The sequence below is a fragment of the Paenibacillus sp. FSL R5-0887 genome (genome assembly GCF_038002305.1).
Lineage (GTDB): Bacteria > Bacillota > Bacilli > Paenibacillales > Paenibacillaceae > Paenibacillus_AQ > Paenibacillus_AQ odorifer.
Genome location: NZ_JBBOCE010000001.1, coordinates 2,719,086 through 2,734,853 on the forward strand (window position 1 = coordinate 2,719,086; position 15,768 = coordinate 2,734,853).

The 15,768-nt window shown below is 46.1% G+C and carries 15 protein-coding genes; 1 reads left to right on the top strand and 14 read right to left on the bottom strand.

Features of this window, described 5'->3' with window-relative positions; all coding sequences use genetic code 11:
- Window positions 1-4: 4 nt before the first annotated feature.
- From MKY14_RS12290 to MKY14_RS12310, 5 genes are all read right to left on the bottom strand, one after another.
- Window positions 5-2,935 carry a sensor histidine kinase gene (locus MKY14_RS12290; RefSeq protein WP_340976539.1) on the bottom strand — a complete coding sequence of 977 codons (2,931 nt, stop codon included), beginning with the start codon at window positions 2,933-2,935 and terminating at the stop codon, window positions 5-7.
- A gap of 96 nt (window positions 2,936-3,031) precedes the next feature.
- A complete protein-coding gene (gene sigF / locus MKY14_RS12295; protein WP_036676059.1) occupies window positions 3,032-3,787 on the bottom strand; it encodes an RNA polymerase sporulation sigma factor SigF in 756 nt (251 codons plus the stop codon).
- Between the two features lie 11 nt (window positions 3,788-3,798).
- Window positions 3,799-4,254, bottom strand: a complete 456-nt coding sequence (gene spoIIAB, locus MKY14_RS12300; protein ID WP_036676058.1) for an anti-sigma F factor — start codon at window positions 4,252-4,254, stop codon at window positions 3,799-3,801.
- The gene (gene spoIIAA / locus MKY14_RS12305) at window positions 4,251-4,604 is read right to left on the bottom strand and encodes an anti-sigma F factor antagonist (RefSeq protein WP_036676057.1); all 354 of its coding nucleotides are present in this window, start codon (window positions 4,602-4,604) and stop codon (window positions 4,251-4,253) included. The genes spoIIAB and spoIIAA overlap by 4 nt, the downstream gene beginning before the upstream one ends.
- A 175-nt stretch (window positions 4,605-4,779) precedes the next feature.
- Window positions 4,780-5,916, bottom strand: a complete 1,137-nt coding sequence (locus MKY14_RS12310) for a D-alanyl-D-alanine carboxypeptidase family protein (protein WP_235219379.1) — start codon at window positions 5,914-5,916, stop codon at window positions 4,780-4,782.
- Window positions 5,917-6,290: 374 nt separating this feature from the next.
- On the opposite strand from MKY14_RS12310, the gene MKY14_RS12315 reads away from it, so the two are divergent.
- Window positions 6,291-7,304 carry a serine hydrolase domain-containing protein gene (locus MKY14_RS12315; RefSeq protein ID WP_076310281.1) on the top strand — a complete coding sequence of 338 codons (1,014 nt, stop codon included), beginning with the start codon at window positions 6,291-6,293 and terminating at the stop codon, window positions 7,302-7,304.
- Between the two features lie 110 nt (window positions 7,305-7,414).
- Here MKY14_RS12315 and MKY14_RS12320 read toward each other — a convergent pair whose 3' ends face one another.
- The 9 genes from MKY14_RS12320 to MKY14_RS12360 form a co-directional block, all read right to left on the bottom strand.
- Complete coding sequence (locus MKY14_RS12320; protein ID WP_036676056.1) at window positions 7,415-8,746, bottom strand: pyrimidine-nucleoside phosphorylase; 1,332 nt, start codon at window positions 8,744-8,746, stop codon at window positions 7,415-7,417.
- A gap of 161 nt (window positions 8,747-8,907) precedes the next feature.
- On the bottom strand, window positions 8,908-9,726 hold the full coding sequence (locus tag MKY14_RS12325) for a purine-nucleoside phosphorylase (protein ID WP_036676055.1): 819 nt from the start codon (window positions 9,724-9,726) through the stop codon (window positions 8,908-8,910).
- Window positions 9,727-9,775: 49 nt separating this feature from the next.
- On the bottom strand, window positions 9,776-10,954 hold the full coding sequence (gene deoB / locus MKY14_RS12330) for a phosphopentomutase (RefSeq protein ID WP_076129494.1): 1,179 nt from the start codon (window positions 10,952-10,954) through the stop codon (window positions 9,776-9,778).
- A gap of 238 nt (window positions 10,955-11,192) precedes the next feature.
- A complete protein-coding gene (xerD, locus tag MKY14_RS12335) occupies window positions 11,193-12,086 on the bottom strand; it encodes a site-specific tyrosine recombinase XerD (RefSeq protein WP_340976540.1) in 894 nt (297 codons plus the stop codon).
- Window positions 12,087-12,245: 159 nt separating this feature from the next.
- Window positions 12,246-12,479 (bottom strand): DUF4227 family protein, encoded by a 234-nt coding sequence (locus MKY14_RS12340; protein ID WP_340976541.1) that lies wholly within the window; start codon window positions 12,477-12,479, stop codon window positions 12,246-12,248.
- Window positions 12,480-12,642: 163 nt separating this feature from the next.
- Window positions 12,643-13,107, bottom strand: a complete 465-nt coding sequence (gene fur, locus MKY14_RS12345; protein ID WP_036676051.1) for a ferric iron uptake transcriptional regulator — start codon at window positions 13,105-13,107, stop codon at window positions 12,643-12,645.
- Window positions 13,108-13,197: 90 nt separating this feature from the next.
- Entirely contained in the window at window positions 13,198-13,848 is a 651-nt protein-coding gene (gene spoIIM / locus MKY14_RS12350) for a stage II sporulation protein M (protein ID WP_036676050.1), read from the bottom strand.
- A gap of 82 nt (window positions 13,849-13,930) precedes the next feature.
- On the bottom strand, window positions 13,931-15,130 hold the full coding sequence (locus MKY14_RS12355) for an endonuclease Q family protein (protein ID WP_340976542.1): 1,200 nt from the start codon (window positions 15,128-15,130) through the stop codon (window positions 13,931-13,933).
- A complete protein-coding gene (locus tag MKY14_RS12360; RefSeq protein ID WP_036676048.1) occupies window positions 15,121-15,693 on the bottom strand; it encodes an NUDIX hydrolase in 573 nt (190 codons plus the stop codon). Before MKY14_RS12360 ends, MKY14_RS12355 begins: the two co-directional genes overlap by 10 nt.
- Window positions 15,694-15,768 lie beyond the last annotated feature (75 nt).

The following is a 15,768-nucleotide window of genomic DNA, read 5'->3' on the forward strand; positions in this document are numbered from 1 at the left end:
ATGATTAATCTGCAGGTATGGATATAAAGACAGCTAATCCCTTATTCTCTGGCGAAAGAAATCGTATGGTCCCATCCATACTGCGAACCCTTTCTTTCATCCCATAAATCCCCATGCTCTTAAGAGAATCCTCTCCTAAAAGGCTCATTCCAATTCCGTTATCTTCATAATCCAAAAGCACCTGTTGCCCTTCGCTAGCTAAGGAGATACGTACTTCTGTGGCACAAGAATGTTTAGCTGCGTTAGCCAAAAGTTCCTGCACAATACGGTACAGACCTATTAGAATCTCGTCTTTTAACTTATGCTTGAAAGCTGTTGACTCAAAATAAATCTGATAGTCGTTCCGCAGCTGAGCAAATTCAAACAACGTCTCAAGTGAGGAAGCAAGCCCCTCATTGATTAATGCTGGTGGCCTAAGCTCATTGCAGATCATCCGCAGTTCATAGATAACATCGAGTAAACCTTCTGTGATCTGTTCTAGCTGCTCCTTTAGTTCCCCCGTAACGGATTTATCACTTAAAAAATTATCAAGCTTACGATACCAGATGATCTGTTCTTGAAGTGCTGAATCATGTAGATCTTGAGCAAGCCGTTTGCGTTCATTCTCGGATAAATTAAACATAAAGCGCAGCAACCATGTCGGAGCTTGCTCGGAAGCCGCTAACTCAAGGTCCTTAGTTAGATCTTCTATGAGCAAAAAATTATCAAATAACACACTAACATAACGGGTAATCGTCTTCAGCCACACTCGAACAGAACTTATTTCTAATAAAATAGACTTCTCATTAATGGATAGAATATAGCTTTTTCTTCGGAACTCTCCGATCTTAAGTGAATAGCCCCGCTCGGTCTCAATAATCTCGCATATTTTATCATGGTTATCATCAACTTCAACCATACAAATATTGGTAACCCGCAAGACCTCTCTAACTTCTTTCAGTAATCGTTGTTCCATGTGACTGATCTTCATCGCACCAAACAAATCTTGCGAGAATTGATCAAGACTCATCTGTAAGTTGAAATACCTTTCCTCGCTGTTCCGAATGATCTGCTCTGTAAGCTGTCTTTCCACCTCAATTTTTTTCCGATCACTGATATCCCTAAAGATAGAGATACATGCAACCTTACCCTTATATAGAATTGAGCTAGCTGTTACTTCTACATCGATAATAGATCCATCTGACCGCACGACCTTTTGTTCAATAGGAGCTAATATCCGATTGGGTCCATAATAGATTTCACGCATCCGATCTCTAGCCAGCGTTATATAGTCTGGGTGGGCCCAATTAAAAATAGAGGTGCCAATCAATTGATCCTCACTGCACACTCCAAACAATCCTAAACAGGAAAAATTCACATAAAGGAATTTATATTCACTATGGAGTACTACCGCTTCAGGTGACATATCAATAAGCAGCCGATTGAGTTCCTCGCTTTCTCTAAGTTCACTCTCCATCTGAACCCTTTTTGTAATATCTCTTGCTACGATCACAATACTAACTACTTCTCCATCCTCACCAAGAACAGGTGTACCCAAGCATTCCAGATCTATAATGTGACCTTTGATGTGAATAAACCGATTGTAAAACATCTTACATACTTTTGTCCGAAAAATATCCAAGATCTGTTCCCGCAACACTTCTTGTTCATCAGGATGAATATACTCCAAAATAGTTGTGTTCTTTATTGAACCTACAGGAAGCCCAATAATTTTCTCACAAGAGGACGAAGCAATAATGAAGTTCCCTTGCTGATCCAGAACCCCAATCATATCCTCCATATTCTCTGTAATAAGCCTGTACTCCGCCTCCCGCTGAGCCAGCCGCTTTTCCACCTCCACAGATGCAGTGATATCTCTTGCGATAACAAAGGTACCTACAATTTGATTGTTTTCATGTACAGGGATGTTTTTCATCGACCAATGGTTAACTAATCCATTCTCGCGGATAGAAGTAACCGTGTAATGCTGCAGAACTCCGCCAACCGTTTTCTCAAAATAATCAGACATCATATGCGAATTCTCTGCACCAAATAAATTCACAATGGATAAGTTTTCTCCGAATCTATTAAAAGCTTCGCCAGTAATTTGCTCTGCCGCTGGATTGATAGCCACAATGCTGCCCTGCAGATCCAATTCACACACAATATCTGGGTTATGGTCAAACAGGGATTTGTAGCGCTGCTCACTTTTTAATAGAACCTCTTGCATCTGCTTTTTTTCCGTATGGTCGATTAAGATCCCATTGAGCCGTACCACTGCCCCTGTCTCATCCATACTGGGAATGATCCTGACTTGGACCCATCGGAGTTCACCGCTGGCATGGATGATCCGATATTCACTGAGATTGCTTATTCCTTGCCCCACTGTAGTTATAATCTCTTGAATTAAAGGCCGCTCTTCTTTAGGAGCAATTCTTAGCCAAAAGTCATCTTCCTTCGCCTGTTCTGGTGAATATCCCGTGATATTGAAAATGGCATCCGATATGAATAACATTTTCCGTGATACGTAATCGTAAGACCAAATCGCCACATCGATCGTAGCAAACATCTGCTGATACAGAGAAAAGCTACTCTCTAACTGGACTTGAGCATTTTTTTGTTCCGTGATATCTATGATGACGCCATCTATTCGACAAACCTTATGCTCTTGATTAAAAACGGGCGTGCCTATACTTTGAACCCACTTCAGCGCTTTTGCAGGTAACTGCATACGATACTCAAGATTACATAGGTGACCAGAGTATAATTTATCTATATACGCATCAAACCGTTCAAGATCCTCACCGTACACATATTCACGTAAAAAATTGGGGTTATGCGTTAAAGCATGATCTGAACAGTCCACCCATTTCTCCAAAACATTCGACATTGTCAGCAAATTCGCTTCCATGTCAATAGACCATGAGGTCATATCCTTGTCGCCAAGTGAATGCATATTGAGATTCCCTCCACATAAAAAGCCCCCCCTTTTCGGGGCGGCTTTTTCTTCCTATTCGCTATTTCGCAAGCGTCTTTACATTTTAGCCATTATCTACTGAGCAATCTGCTCGCGGATATTCTGCAATATTTTCTTCTCCAGCCGGGATACCTGCACTTGAGAAATCCCAAGGCGACTGGCAACCTCTGACTGCGTTTGGTCACGGTAATACCGAAGATAAACAATCAGCCGTTCACGCTCGCTGAGACCTCCGATAGCCTCATTCAGTGCCAGCTTATCAAACCAGCGTTCCTGTGATTCGTCAGCGATTTGATCAATCAGTGTGATCGGGTCGCCATCATTCTCGAACACCGTCTCATGAATCGAGGTCGGTGGCTTGTTAGCTTCCTGAGCAAATACCACTTCTTCAGGGGTAACCCCCAGTGCCTCAGCAACTTCACCGATGGTAGGCAGACGGTCCAGCGTCTTAGACATTTCATCCTTCATCTTGCGGACCTTATTAGCCATCTCCTTAAGAGAACGGCTAACTTTCAAGGTTCCATCGTCGCGAAGGAAACGCTGAATCTCGCCAATGATCATCGGCACGGCATAAGTGGAGAATTTGACCTCATAGCTGAGGTCGAACTTATCAACGGACTTCAAGAGCCCGATGCAACCGATCTGGAACAAATCGTCAGGTTCATACCCGCGGTTCATAAACCGCTGCACTACCGACCAGACCAACCGGATATTGCAGCTAACTAGTGTGTCTCGGGCAAGATTATCTCCGGCCTGACTGAGCGCGATAAGACGTTTGACCTCCGCATCGTCCAAATAGGTCGGCGGAGCTTTTTTTGACTCTGCATCCATGGCTCCAACCCCTAATTGTATAAAGCTTTTTTCGAAACGATGGTTTTCTTCATTGAGATCGAAGTGCCGTGTCCCGGTTCACTAGTGACTTCAAATTCATCCATGAAATTCTCCATAATGGTAAAGCCCATGCCCGACCGCTCCAGCTCTGGCTTTGAGGTATATAGCGGCTGTTGTGCCAGCTCCAAATCCTCAATGCCCCGTCCCTGATCCTCAATGGTTAAATGTACCGTTTCGTTGTCCAGCGAAGCTGAAATAGTCACAATACCTTCCGGATCACTATCATACCCATGAATAATACAATTGGTGACCGCCTCCGACACGACTGTCTTCAGATCATTCAGCTCGTCCATTGTAGGATCAAGCCTAGAAACGAACGCCGCTACAACTACACGCGCGAATGATTCGTTCTCCGAGAGTGCAGCGAACTGCACGTTCATGAAGTTACCAGCCTTACCATTTGTCATAACGCAACCTCCAAATCCGAGAGTGCAGTGCTCTCGTCGTCATATAGGGGCATGATCTTGAACAGGCCTGACATTTCCAGAAGTCGCTTCACAGGTGCCGTTGCATCACACACCACCATTTTGCCGCCTTTACTATGGATCAGTTTATACCTTCCCAGAATTACGCCGAGACCCGAACTGTCCATAAACTGCAGATGCTTAAGACTAAGGATCAAATGCGATACCTGACCCCGCATAATCGCTTCATCCATATCCATTCTTACAAAATCGGCGGCATGATGATCGAGTTCCCCAGATAAACGGACAATCAGCACACCCCTGTGATGCTCCATTTCCACATTAGAATTCATGCTTGCCACTCTCCTCTTCGTTGCTTTGAAAACTTGGCCTTAAGAGACAGTACCCATTCTCTTCAAGGACAAGGTTTCTACGTGGCAAATCAGGAATCCTGCCTCACGACAAAACTAGAAGAAAACCCCTATGAATCTACAAAGCACATGGGCGCAATCTACAAAAAAGCTCTTTTTAATCCATGCCGAACATCGAGCCTGTTGTACGTTTAAAGAGCTTCCACCAGCCTGCTTTTGCCACAGCTTCCCCTGCTTTAAGTTCATACTCTTTAATCACTTGGGTTCCTTGGTAGACAACCAGCTTGCCTATGGACTGGCCTTCAGCCACTGGTGCCTTCACGCTTTCTGGAAGTACTAGTTCGTGACGAATGCCTTCTTGCGTCACACCTTTTTTCAAAAGAACACTATACGTCTCTTTCGCCGTAATCGGCAGCTCGGACTTCACACCCTTCTCAATCTTAAGGGTACCGATAGCGTCCCCTTCTTTGTGAATAGTGTGGATCTTATATTGCGAAAAGAGATAGTCAAACATGCCCGACACTTCACTGTTACGTGTCTTCGTGTTCGGCTCACCCAGCACAACAGCAACAGCACGCAGACCGTCTCTTGCAGCCGTAGCGGATAAGCAGAATTTTGCTTCAGCGGTATATCCTGTTTTCAGTCCATCAGCGCCTGTATAGAAACGTACAAGCTTGTTCGTGTTTACCAACCAGAATGGTTTGGTGGAATCCTTACGCAGATAATCCTGATAGGAACCGGTATATTTGATAATTCTATCATGCTTTAAAAGCTCCCGGCTAATTACCGCAATATCGTAGGCTGAGGAATAGTGATTAGCAGCTGGAAGACCGTTGCAATTGGCAAAGTGGGTATCTTTCAGACCCAGCTCTTCCGCTCTTTTATTCATCAGATCGACAAAAGCGCTCTCCGAACCCGCTATTTTCTCTGCCATTGCCACAGATGCATCATTACCGGAGGCCATAGCGATGCCTTTGAGCATCTCATCCACCGACATTTCTTCACCAGGCTCCAGGAAAATTTGCGATCCGCCCATCGATGCGGCATATTCACTCGTGCGCACCTTATCCGTCAGTTGCAGTCTTCCTTCATCCAGTGCTTCCACCGTAAGCAGCATCGTCATAATCTTCGTAATACTTGCGGGAGGCAGCTTATCATGGCTGTTCTTCTCATAAATAATAGTGCCAGTGCCTGCATCCATCAAAATCGCAGAACGCGCACCAGGCGCAAGATCTACAGCGGCAGCATTACTGCCAGAATCCTTGCTTTTTTCCTCAGCATAAGCACCTGACATCGGTCCTAGAACCGACACAACGATACAGAGCACAAGCACAGCAAAACGCATTTTTCTCACAATGGTTCCCCTCCTGAACGTTAACCTTCATATCACAGGTACTGTGTTCCAGTTTCGTCAGAAAGGGTGGGAATTATTCCATTTCCAAGTAAATAACTATAATAATTTATCGCAAGAAGTAATGATGTTGTCAATAAAAAAAAGCCCAGCAGCAGTTGCAGAGCATTTTTATTATAGGGGAGATCAAAAGTTAATTCAAATTTTAAGTATTTCCAATTTTTCCGTACTCAATTAACCTCCCTTTAAAGGAAAATGTAATATTTTAACGAATGGTATTTAAGAACTTAACTGCTTATAGAGGAGTGAATATACAGATGAACCACCTTGCAGATTGTATTGAAGCAGAAGCTAAACAGAACAATTTCTCTGGTGTAGTGCTGGTACAACAACCTGATAAAAAAGTCATCAGCAGTTGTTACGGTTATGCCAATAAGTCGGATAAGCGCGAAAACAATGTTCATACTCGGTTCGGCATTGCTTCCGGGTGTAAAATATTTACCGCGATCGCTGTCTGCCAGCTGGTCGATCAGGGATTGATTTCTTTTGAAAGTAGACTATTAGATTATCTGAAAAAGGTAGAGTTCCCTCTCTTTAGTCCCGACATCACCATACATCAGCTGCTTACGCATAGCTCTGGTATTCCGGATTATTTTGATGAAACAATTATGGATGATTTCGAGGATCTGTGGAAGGCACGGCCTATGTACACCTTGCGACAGCTTGAGGATTTTGTGCCGATGTTCCGGACTCTTCCCATGATGTGGACCCCTGGCGAACGTTTCCACTACAATAATGCCGGCTATATCGTGCTAGGCCTTCTGGTAGAGAAGCTGAGTGGAATGTCTTTTTCCGATTATGTAGAGCAGCACATCTTTAAGCCTTGCGGAATGGAGCAATCCGGTTACTTTACGTTAGATGCCTTACCTGCCAACTGTGCACTAGGATACATAGAGGAAGAGAACGGAAACTGGAGAACCAACATCTACTCAATCCCGGTAAAGGGAGGCGCTGACGGTGGAGCTTTCGTCGCTGCCCCCGACATGCAGCTATTCTGGAGCGGGTTAATGAACCATACATTATTGAGTCCAGTACTCACTTCATTATTGCTTACTCCCCATGTACATGTGGATGGCGAAGGCTATTATGGTTATGGTGTATGGATTACCCTCCGCGAAGAAAAAGTGTTCAAATTTCACATTATGGGCTATGATCCCGGTGTTTCCTTCCGGTCGGCTATCTATCCAGCTAGTGGCGAGGCTGTGGTCGTATTATGTAATACAAGCAGCGGGGCTTCGCTGATATTCAATAAGATTAATAATCAGTTATAAATATTGCACCATTGAGCAAAACGCAAAGAAGCGACCTTCCCGTTATGGGAGGATCGCTGCTTTGTTGTTTGTTTAAGGCCATAGCCATGACAATATTTATATTGCCTAGGCTAGTACCGTGTTACCCCATCTTTAGTAACAAGTGCAAATACCAAAGGTTGGGCAGGAACAGGTTCAGAAGTGATACGGTAGGCTTCTAACACCTTACCTTCAGCTTCCTCTACTTTCTTCTCACTGGCATCATTGATATGCAAGACTGCAAGCGTCTCGCCGATCTCTACAGCATCTCCAACCTTTTTAGAAAGTTGAATCCCCACAGCCAGATCGATTACGGATTCCTTAGTTTCACGTCCAGCTCCAAGCAGCATAGCCGCAACGCCAATTTCCTCGGCCTGAATCCCTTCTATGAACCCTTTGGTTTTTGCTTTCACTTCAATGAATCGCTTAGCCGTAGGGAGCTTCTCCGGAGAATCAATTTGCGATACATCTCCACCTTGTGCCTTCACGATTTGTTTGAACTTCTCTAGCGCACTGCCATCTTCAATATGCGTCATAAGAATCGAACGTGCCTCCGCTTCATCCTTGGCTTTGCCGCCAAGAACAAGCATCTGGCTGCCCAGAATAAGACAGACCTCCTGCAGATCCTTCGGACCGTGACCCTTCAAGGTCTCGATTCCTTCCTTAATTTCCAACGCATTTCCGATCCCGTAACCAAGCGGCTGGTCCATATCACTGATAATCGCAACGGTATTGCGACCCAGATGCGTTCCAATGTCAACCATCGCCTGAGCGAGTGCTATAGAATCATCCAGCGTCTTCATAAAAGCACCGCTGCCTGTTTTGACATCCAACACGATCGCATCCGCACCTGCTGCAATCTTTTTGCTCATCACAGAGCTTGCAATAAGGGGGATGGATTCAACTGTTGCAGTTACATCCCGAAGGGCGTACAGCTTTTTGTCTGCGGGTGTAATGTTACCCGACTGGCCGATCACGGCAGCCCCGATCTCCCCTACTTGGTCAAAGAAACGCTCACGAGCCATCTCGATAGAGAAACCACTGATGGACTCCAGCTTATCGAGCGTGCCTCCAGTGTGCCCAAGTCCGCGGCCGGACATCTTCGCTACCGGTACTCCAGCAGAAGCTACCAAGGGTGCCAGTACTACAGTTGTTTTATCGCCCACTCCGCCTGTGGAGTGTTTATCAACCTTAATGCCTGCAATTGGGCTAAGATCTACTTGATCGCCGGACATCGCCATTTCCATCGTTAGATCGCCGGTTTCCCGCGCGTTCATGCCTTGGAAATAAACAGCCATTGCCCATGCAGAGAGCTGATAATCAGGCACTTCACCTTTACTGTAGCCCTGAATTAAAAAGGAAATTTCCTCACGACTCAGCTCTCCACCATCTCTTTTTTTCTGAATAATATCTACAGCTCTCATATTACACCTGCACTTCACGGACAATTGCGTGAGCAAGTCCGATAAATTTTGGTCTAGTCAAATTAGTTACCTTCATTATCTGTTCAAACGTCAATGGCTCAAGCTCATTCACTTGTGTCATAGATTGGACCTCCCAAAAATTCATAATGCAGTACCCGAAATTACATTTTCGGAATAAAGCCCAACACCAGCTTCAGGAAACGCTCACGCACACGATCTGCAGTTTCCATAACCTCTTCATGGTTGAGCGGTTGATCCAGAATTCCCGCAGCCATGTTAGTAATACAGGAGATACCCAATACCTCGATACCTGCATGCCGGGCAACAATGGTTTCCGACACAGTAGACATGCCCACAGCGTCAGCCCCTAGATGACGAAGCATTACGATTTCAGCAGGTGTTTCGTAGCAAGGTCCCAGCAGACCTGCATATACGCCTTCTTTGAATTCGAAATTCTGCTGCGCTGCCGTTTCCTTCGCTACCTTGATCAGGCGGCGGCTATAAGCGGTTGACATATCCGGAAAGCGCACGCCCAGTGCAGGATCATTAGGTCCTATTAACGGGTTCCGTCCCGTCATATTCAGATGATCCGTAAGGAGCATAAGATCGCCCGGCGTGAAATCTGTGTTCACTCCACCAGCAGCATTAGTTACTAATAGGCTGGCTATACCAAGTTCTTTCATAACCCGAACAGGGAATGCCGTAACCTCCGGTCCATAACCCTCATACATATGAAAGCGGCCCTTCATCATCACGACACGGCGTCCTTCAATCATACCGATCAGCAGTTCTCCCTCATGCCCTTCTACAGTGGACACAGGGAAGTGAGGAATCTCATCATATGGAATGCTGATTCCATCGGTGATCAGGTCTGCCAGCACACCGAGTCCTGAACCAAGGATCAATCCAATTTCCGGAGCCACCGGACATTTGTCTTTTATATAAATGGCTGCTTCTTGAATTTCTTTTTGAGTTAACATGCTATGGATGATCCTCCTTAATGAATGTTGTGGCGCAACCCACATTCTTTTATTGCAGTTTCGCTAAAAAGCTTGTCCCATACTGCGGCGCCTTCGCACCGAAATTATCAGCAATGGTTGCAGCAACATCCGAGAAGGTCTCACGAATACCCAAGCTATCTGGATGCTTAAGGCGTGGGCTGTAAATAAGCAGCGGCACATATTCACGAGTATGATCTGTTCCACTATGGATTGGATCATTCCCATGATCTGCTGAAATAATCAACAGGTCATCTTCACCAAGCGTGGATAGAATTTCAGGCAACGCCTGATCGAATACTTCCAGTGCATGACCGTATCCTTCCGGATCGCGGCGGTGTCCATATAAAGAGTCAAAATCCACCAGATTCGTGAACAGCAACCCGTTGAACGGTTGGCGAAGCTGCTCAATGGTAACTTCGATACCATGTTCATTGCTCTTCGTAGGGTAAGAAGCTGTAACCCCTTCACCTGTGAAAATATCGTTGATCTTTCCTACCGCGATAACATCTTTTCCGATATCAGCCAGCGAATTCATTACCGTTGGTTCCGGTGGTTTCACGGCATAATCATGGCGATTCGAGGTCCGTACGAACTTTCCTGGTTCGCCAACATATGGACGAGCAATAACGCGCCCTACGGAGAATTCAGGAGCCATAGTTAGCTCACGGGCGATTTTACACGCGCTGTATAGCTCTTCCAGTGGAATGATATCTTCATGTGCCGCAAGCTGGAATACACTGTCCGCAGAGGTGTACACAATCCAAGCTCCGGTCTTCATCTGCTCTTCGCCATATTCAACTAAAATTTCCGTACCGGAAGCCGGTTTATTACCGATCACTTTCCGGCCAGTTGCTGCTTCGAATTTCTCAATCAATTCTGCCGGAAATCCATCCGGATACGTATTGAATGGAACCTCAATTTTCAGCCCCATCAGCTCCCAGTGCCCGGTCATCGTATCCTTACCTACAGATACTTCCTGCATCTTGCCATAATATCCAGTTGGTGAAGCTACAGGTTCAAGTGGCGGCAGCGGAGCAATATTAGCTAATCCTAACTGCTGAAGGTTAGGCAGTTTTAATCCGGGAACACGGTTCAAAATATGGCCAAGCGTATGCGACCCTGCATCACCAAAATTCGCAGCATCTGGAGCTTCTCCGATACCTACACTATCCAAAACAATAAAACCAATTCGTTTAAATGAGGACATATTGTCTTCACTCCTTTTTTAATATAGATCGTTCATTCGTTTGCACCAACAAGAAGAAACGGCTGTACCTTCTCCCGGAAGTCAGACGCTTCCGTAGCTAGCGATACAATGTATCGCCTGTCAGGTATCCGTTTCTGCCAAAGGATAACCTGTGGAAAATTACCCATTCCCCAGTCTATCCTATAAGTATGATTCCATCATAACTATCTTACTCACAAAAAGCATCTTTGAAGCATGATCAGCGAGCTCTGGGATGATGGCTCTCATATACTTCCTTCATATTCTTACGCGCGATACCGTTATAAATCTGAGTCGTCGAAATATCAGCATGACCCAGCATTTGTTGTACGGAACGCAAATCCGCTCCACCTTCCAGTAAATGGGCGGCAAAGGAATGCCTAAGCGTATGCGGTGTAATATCCTGCTCAATGTTTGCTTCCCGAGCGTATTTTTTTATGATTTTCCAGAACCCCTGGCGGGTTAAACGCCCACCTAGGCTATTCAGGAACATGGCCGGCTCCTCCTGATGATCACGAAGCAGCTTGTCCCGCATAAGAGAAGTGTAAGCTGCTACACTCTCTGCAGCAATGGTTCCAATGGGAACCACTCGTTCCTTGCCCGAAGTCCCTGTACAGCGCGCAAACTTCATGTCCGTATGCACATCGTCTACGTTAAGAGAAATTAATTCAGAAACCTTTATCCCCGTTGCGTAGAGCAATTCCAGCATAGCCTTATCGCGCATCCCTTGTGCTGTACTCACATCTGGAGCAGCTAGCAGACGCTCAACCTCCGAAACCGCAAGCACCATAGGTGGCTTCTTATCGGGCTTCATGGTTTCCATGTCCAGTGTTGGATCCTGCTCAATTAAACGTTCCTTCAGCAAATAATGAAAAAAGGCCCGCAGGGACACTCCGTTTCTGTTGAGCGTTGCAGTGGCTCTTCCCGCTCCGCGTAAGGAGCCAAGATATAACATCACATGAGATCTTCGGATTTCTTCGGGCTGCTCAACCCCCCGCTCTTCAGCAAACTCTAGAAACTGCGATACATCCCTACCGTAAGATTCCAGTGTATTCGGGGACAAGCCTTTATCACCGGACAAATAATGTAAAAAAGGCTGCAAGTGTGACTTCATTATTTCACGCTCCTGTCCTGGCGCAGCTACTCTTAGTGTCTTCCTGCAGCACATTCAGCATGAGGCTTCAGCAGATGTGTACACAACGCTTACTCTGCATAAATCCACCCTAGCTTTCTTCGACATTCTTCTCGCTTGTTCCTGCTTCCTGCGTAGCTTTCATTCTCCGAACCAGTAATAGAAACGCAAGCGCTGCCGTGCATTCAGACCATCATCACCAACCTCGGCGTGATCAAATGCCCGAACAGCGGTGCCTTCAGGAATTCCATAATTCTCTATCGGACTGAGCCATTCCCCTAGCCAGCTCATAGCATAGTAGAGTAAATAGCTTAGAGCCACAAACATGATCATAAAATACAGCTTACGCACTGTTTTGGGCACAGAAACAATCATAAGGACGCCTCCTATTACATATAAATGAATTCTGCTCGTCCTTCATTTTATGCTCCAAAAAAGGCTGATATGTATGGCTCTAATAGACTAATCATTTAAAAAGCCCCCTCCGGTATAGGAACCGGGGAGGACTTGTGAAGTTAATTCTTAATATAAGATAACTTTAGGATGGATTTCCGTCTGTATTGTTCTTATCAGTACAGCGGTAGCAAATCCCATGGAAATCAAGTCTATGATCAAGCACTGTGAAATTAAACTCTTTCTCCAGTCTCTCTTCCAGCGGACCGAGCCAATCCTCACGAATCTCATCCATACTGCCGCATTGCACACAAATTAAGTGATGATGATGATGCTTCGCAGTATCTGTTCGCAAATCATACCGGGCTACACCGTCGCCGAAATTGATCTTTTCTACGACATGAAGCTCACTGAGAAGTTCGAGGGTACGATACACAGTCGCAAGACCGATCTCGGGAGCTTTCTCCTTCACGAGCATAAATACGTCTTCCGCGCTAAGATGATCTTCCTCATTCTCCAGCAGCACTCTTAAGGTCGCTTCCCGTTGGGGTGTAAGCTTGTATCCTTGGGATTGTAACTGTTGCTTAATCTTGTCTATCCGTGCTTCCACCTGTCTCCCTCCCCCTTGGATAATTACCGCACCGGTCTTCAAACCACTTCTTCCATTATAGGGGGTGTCGCTTTCAGAAGTCAAACGCTTTTACTGCACAGTCAAGGTCGTCACCGCTTGTACAAGTGAAGGCGTGACCCAACGCATCATGGTTGGTGTAACCCAAGTCTCAAAACATGAAATACCCAGGATCAAAAGCGCCATCACAAATGACAATATAGTGTACATGGTAAAAGGACGAGTCACTGGCGTCCGGCGCTGTCCCATCACCCGGCTGCGGATCATCTGCAAGGAAAAAGCTATCGCAGCTGCACTGCTTACCAGCAACACAGGGATCAGCACCAGATTATGTGGAGCCACAGAGACTAACGCGAACAACATCCCATGCCAAGAATATTGACTGACCAGACAGCCAACCGTAAAACCGATCAGTACCCCTTTTAAAAAATCAAGAATCAAAATTCCCGGCAGCCCAATGACCGACAACCCAAGAATCCAGATCAGTCCGATCCATTTCAGATTCAAGGCCGCTATACTCCAGTACGAATCAGGTGCGGCTGGCAGACCTTGCTGATCAACCGTAACAAAGAAATTCCCCAGATAATCCCCCAGCTCCTGCTGCTGATCCATCGTAAGCGCACTAACGATAAGAGCTCCAAACACAACACCTACCAGAAATAATACGCCGACAAAAATATACAGAGGCGTCTGTTCCTTCATCATCAGCCGTAAATTACGCATTTGGGACGTTCCCCTTTCCGGTTACATGTTACACCATATGAGAAAACGTCCCGCGATATGACTTGTCCTTCAGGTAATGCCTCTACTTTCTGGGCTGTACCACTTTACCGTACGTCCCGCCACCGCCTGCTGATAGCTCCAAAATTCCAGAGCGGGCCTGGACGATCATCGACGCCAGATCCGCACCTACAACGCTGGCAATTTCCGCTTCACCACAACCATGTAAAATGTTCATCTCAGTTCCAAACGCTTGCAGTAACGCGTTCATCTTCGCCTTCCCTAACCCCGGGATAAATTCAAGCGGAACCTGATAATGATAGGGTGGACGGTCAGCAGGCACTAACGGGGTCTTGCGGTCCGCAATATCTAGGATCCGGTCGAAGACACCTCTAACCAGCTTAAGACTGCCGCAATATTGGCAACGGTCCGAGTTGACATAAGCCTCATCAATAATACTGCCACAGCCCCCGCAATAGCTCCGGTGGTATTTGCCAAGCCGCGGATTAAGTCCGAAATTAGCACTTACCTTCCGCCCATCTTTACGTTCCAGTGCAAGCCGCAGTTCAGCGAACGAAGGCCGTGCCAGCTCCATCACATTATACTCACGCCCTAACTTACCCAGTGAATGCGCATCTGAGTTGGTTAGAAACGTGAAATTATCCAGCTCAGAGAGATATCCAGCCATTTCGGAATCTGCACTCAGCCCAAGTTCAACCGCAGCTATGCGGTCCAGATCAAAGATGTCCGCCATACGCTCGGCAGCACAGCCGTACAAGCCCTTGTGAGGCGTGAAAACATGTGCAGGGATAAGAATGCCTCCCCGGCCGTAAATCTCATCCTGAAGCTCCCTAGCCGGAGCATACAGGCGTTGGGAACTTAGATTCACGTTCCGCATATAGCGGCTCATCCACGCACTAAAGTCGGTCATGCGTTCCACGTCCGGCATGTAAGCGAGCACATGGCACTCTTTTCGCCCTGGCTCGCGGATTTCAATCTCTGTTCCCAGAATGATCGTAGTCCCTCGGTAAGCAATGCCTCCACCTTCAGCTAATGTCATCTCTCCAGATTCCAAAGACCGCTGAATATCCCGCAGGACGCCAGGTGAATGACTATCTATAATACCGATCATTTCTAGTCCTTTGCGCTCTGCAGCTTCTTTGGCAATGCCCGCAAAGGTAAGCTCGCGGCTGCCGCTAATTTTGACAGCCTGACCTTCCGACGTTCGCCCAATATGAACATGCAAATCGCAATAGAAACTCTTCAGTTCAGTTGTTAATTCCATTGGCCTGTCAGCGTGTATAGATGCCAAGCGTACACTGCCATCATCGTTTTTGCATCCGCGATGCGCCCGTCAGCCATATATTGATACGCTTCCTCCAGGGTAAGCTCCGAAACCTCTAGAAATTCATCCTCGTCCAGTGACATGTCCCCTGGTTGAGCGTTAGTAGTCACATACAAATGAATAATCTCATCGGCGAAGCCGGGAGAAGTATAGAAAGATTTAAGCAATTTCAGATCTCCACTGTGAAATCCAGTCTCTTCCTGAAGTTCACGACCAGCCGCAACTAATGGATCTTCACCTTTATCCAGCTTCCCAGCAGGAATTTCCACCTCAGTGCGTTGCATGGGCTGACGGTATTGCTCTACAACAAGCATTTTGTTGTTGTTTAAAGCAAGCACCGCTACGGCGCCGGGATGCTTCACAACTTCACGTGTCGCAGTATTTCCATCAGGCAGTCTCACTGTGTCCACCTGCAAAGATATAATCTTCCCATCAAAAACTGGCTGTGTAGACAATGTCACTTCATCAAGCTCGGGTTTGCTGTGCAAATGTTGTTCTCCCATAAAGTTTCTGGTCTCCTTTTTCTCTATTGTGCATACGGTGTATTATAGCAAACTTAAAGGGAAAGAAGGAATTTC

Bases quoted from the DNA above. Each gene is read 5' to 3' on its own strand.
- MKY14_RS12290 (WP_340976539.1), bottom strand. From the start codon at position 2,935: ATGCATTCACTTGGCGACAAGGATATGACCTCATGGTCTATTGACATG.
- sigF (WP_036676059.1), bottom strand. From the start codon at position 3,787: ATGGATGCAGAGTCAAAAAAAGCTCCGCCGACCTATTTGGACGATGCG.
- spoIIAB (WP_036676058.1), bottom strand. From the start codon at position 4,254: ATGACAAATGGTAAGGCTGGTAACTTCATGAACGTGCAGTTCGCTGCA.
- spoIIAA (WP_036676057.1), bottom strand. From the start codon at position 4,604: ATGAATTCTAATGTGGAAATGGAGCATCACAGGGGTGTGCTGATTGTC.
- MKY14_RS12310 (WP_235219379.1), bottom strand. From the start codon at position 5,916: ATGTCAGGTGCTTATGCTGAGGAAAAAAGCAAGGATTCTGGCAGTAAT.
- MKY14_RS12315 (WP_076310281.1), top strand. From the start codon at position 6,291: ATGAACCACCTTGCAGATTGTATTGAAGCAGAAGCTAAACAGAACAAT.
- MKY14_RS12320 (WP_036676056.1), bottom strand. From the start codon at position 8,746: ATGAGAGCTGTAGATATTATTCAGAAAAAAAGAGATGGTGGAGAGCTG.
- MKY14_RS12325 (WP_036676055.1), bottom strand. From the start codon at position 9,726: ATGTTAACTCAAAAAGAAATTCAAGAAGCAGCCATTTATATAAAAGAC.
- deoB (WP_076129494.1), bottom strand. From the start codon at position 10,954: ATGTCCTCATTTAAACGAATTGGTTTTATTGTTTTGGATAGTGTAGGT.
- xerD (WP_340976540.1), bottom strand. From the start codon at position 12,086: ATGAAGTCACACTTGCAGCCTTTTTTACATTATTTGTCCGGTGATAAA.
- MKY14_RS12340 (WP_340976541.1), bottom strand. From the start codon at position 12,479: ATGATTGTTTCTGTGCCCAAAACAGTGCGTAAGCTGTATTTTATGATC.
- spoIIM (WP_036676050.1), bottom strand. From the start codon at position 13,848: ATGCGTAATTTACGGCTGATGATGAAGGAACAGACGCCTCTGTATATT.
- MKY14_RS12355 (WP_340976542.1), bottom strand. From the start codon at position 15,130: ATGGAATTAACAACTGAACTGAAGAGTTTCTATTGCGATTTGCATGTT.
- MKY14_RS12360 (WP_036676048.1), bottom strand. From the start codon at position 15,693: ATGGGAGAACAACATTTGCACAGCAAACCCGAGCTTGATGAAGTGACA.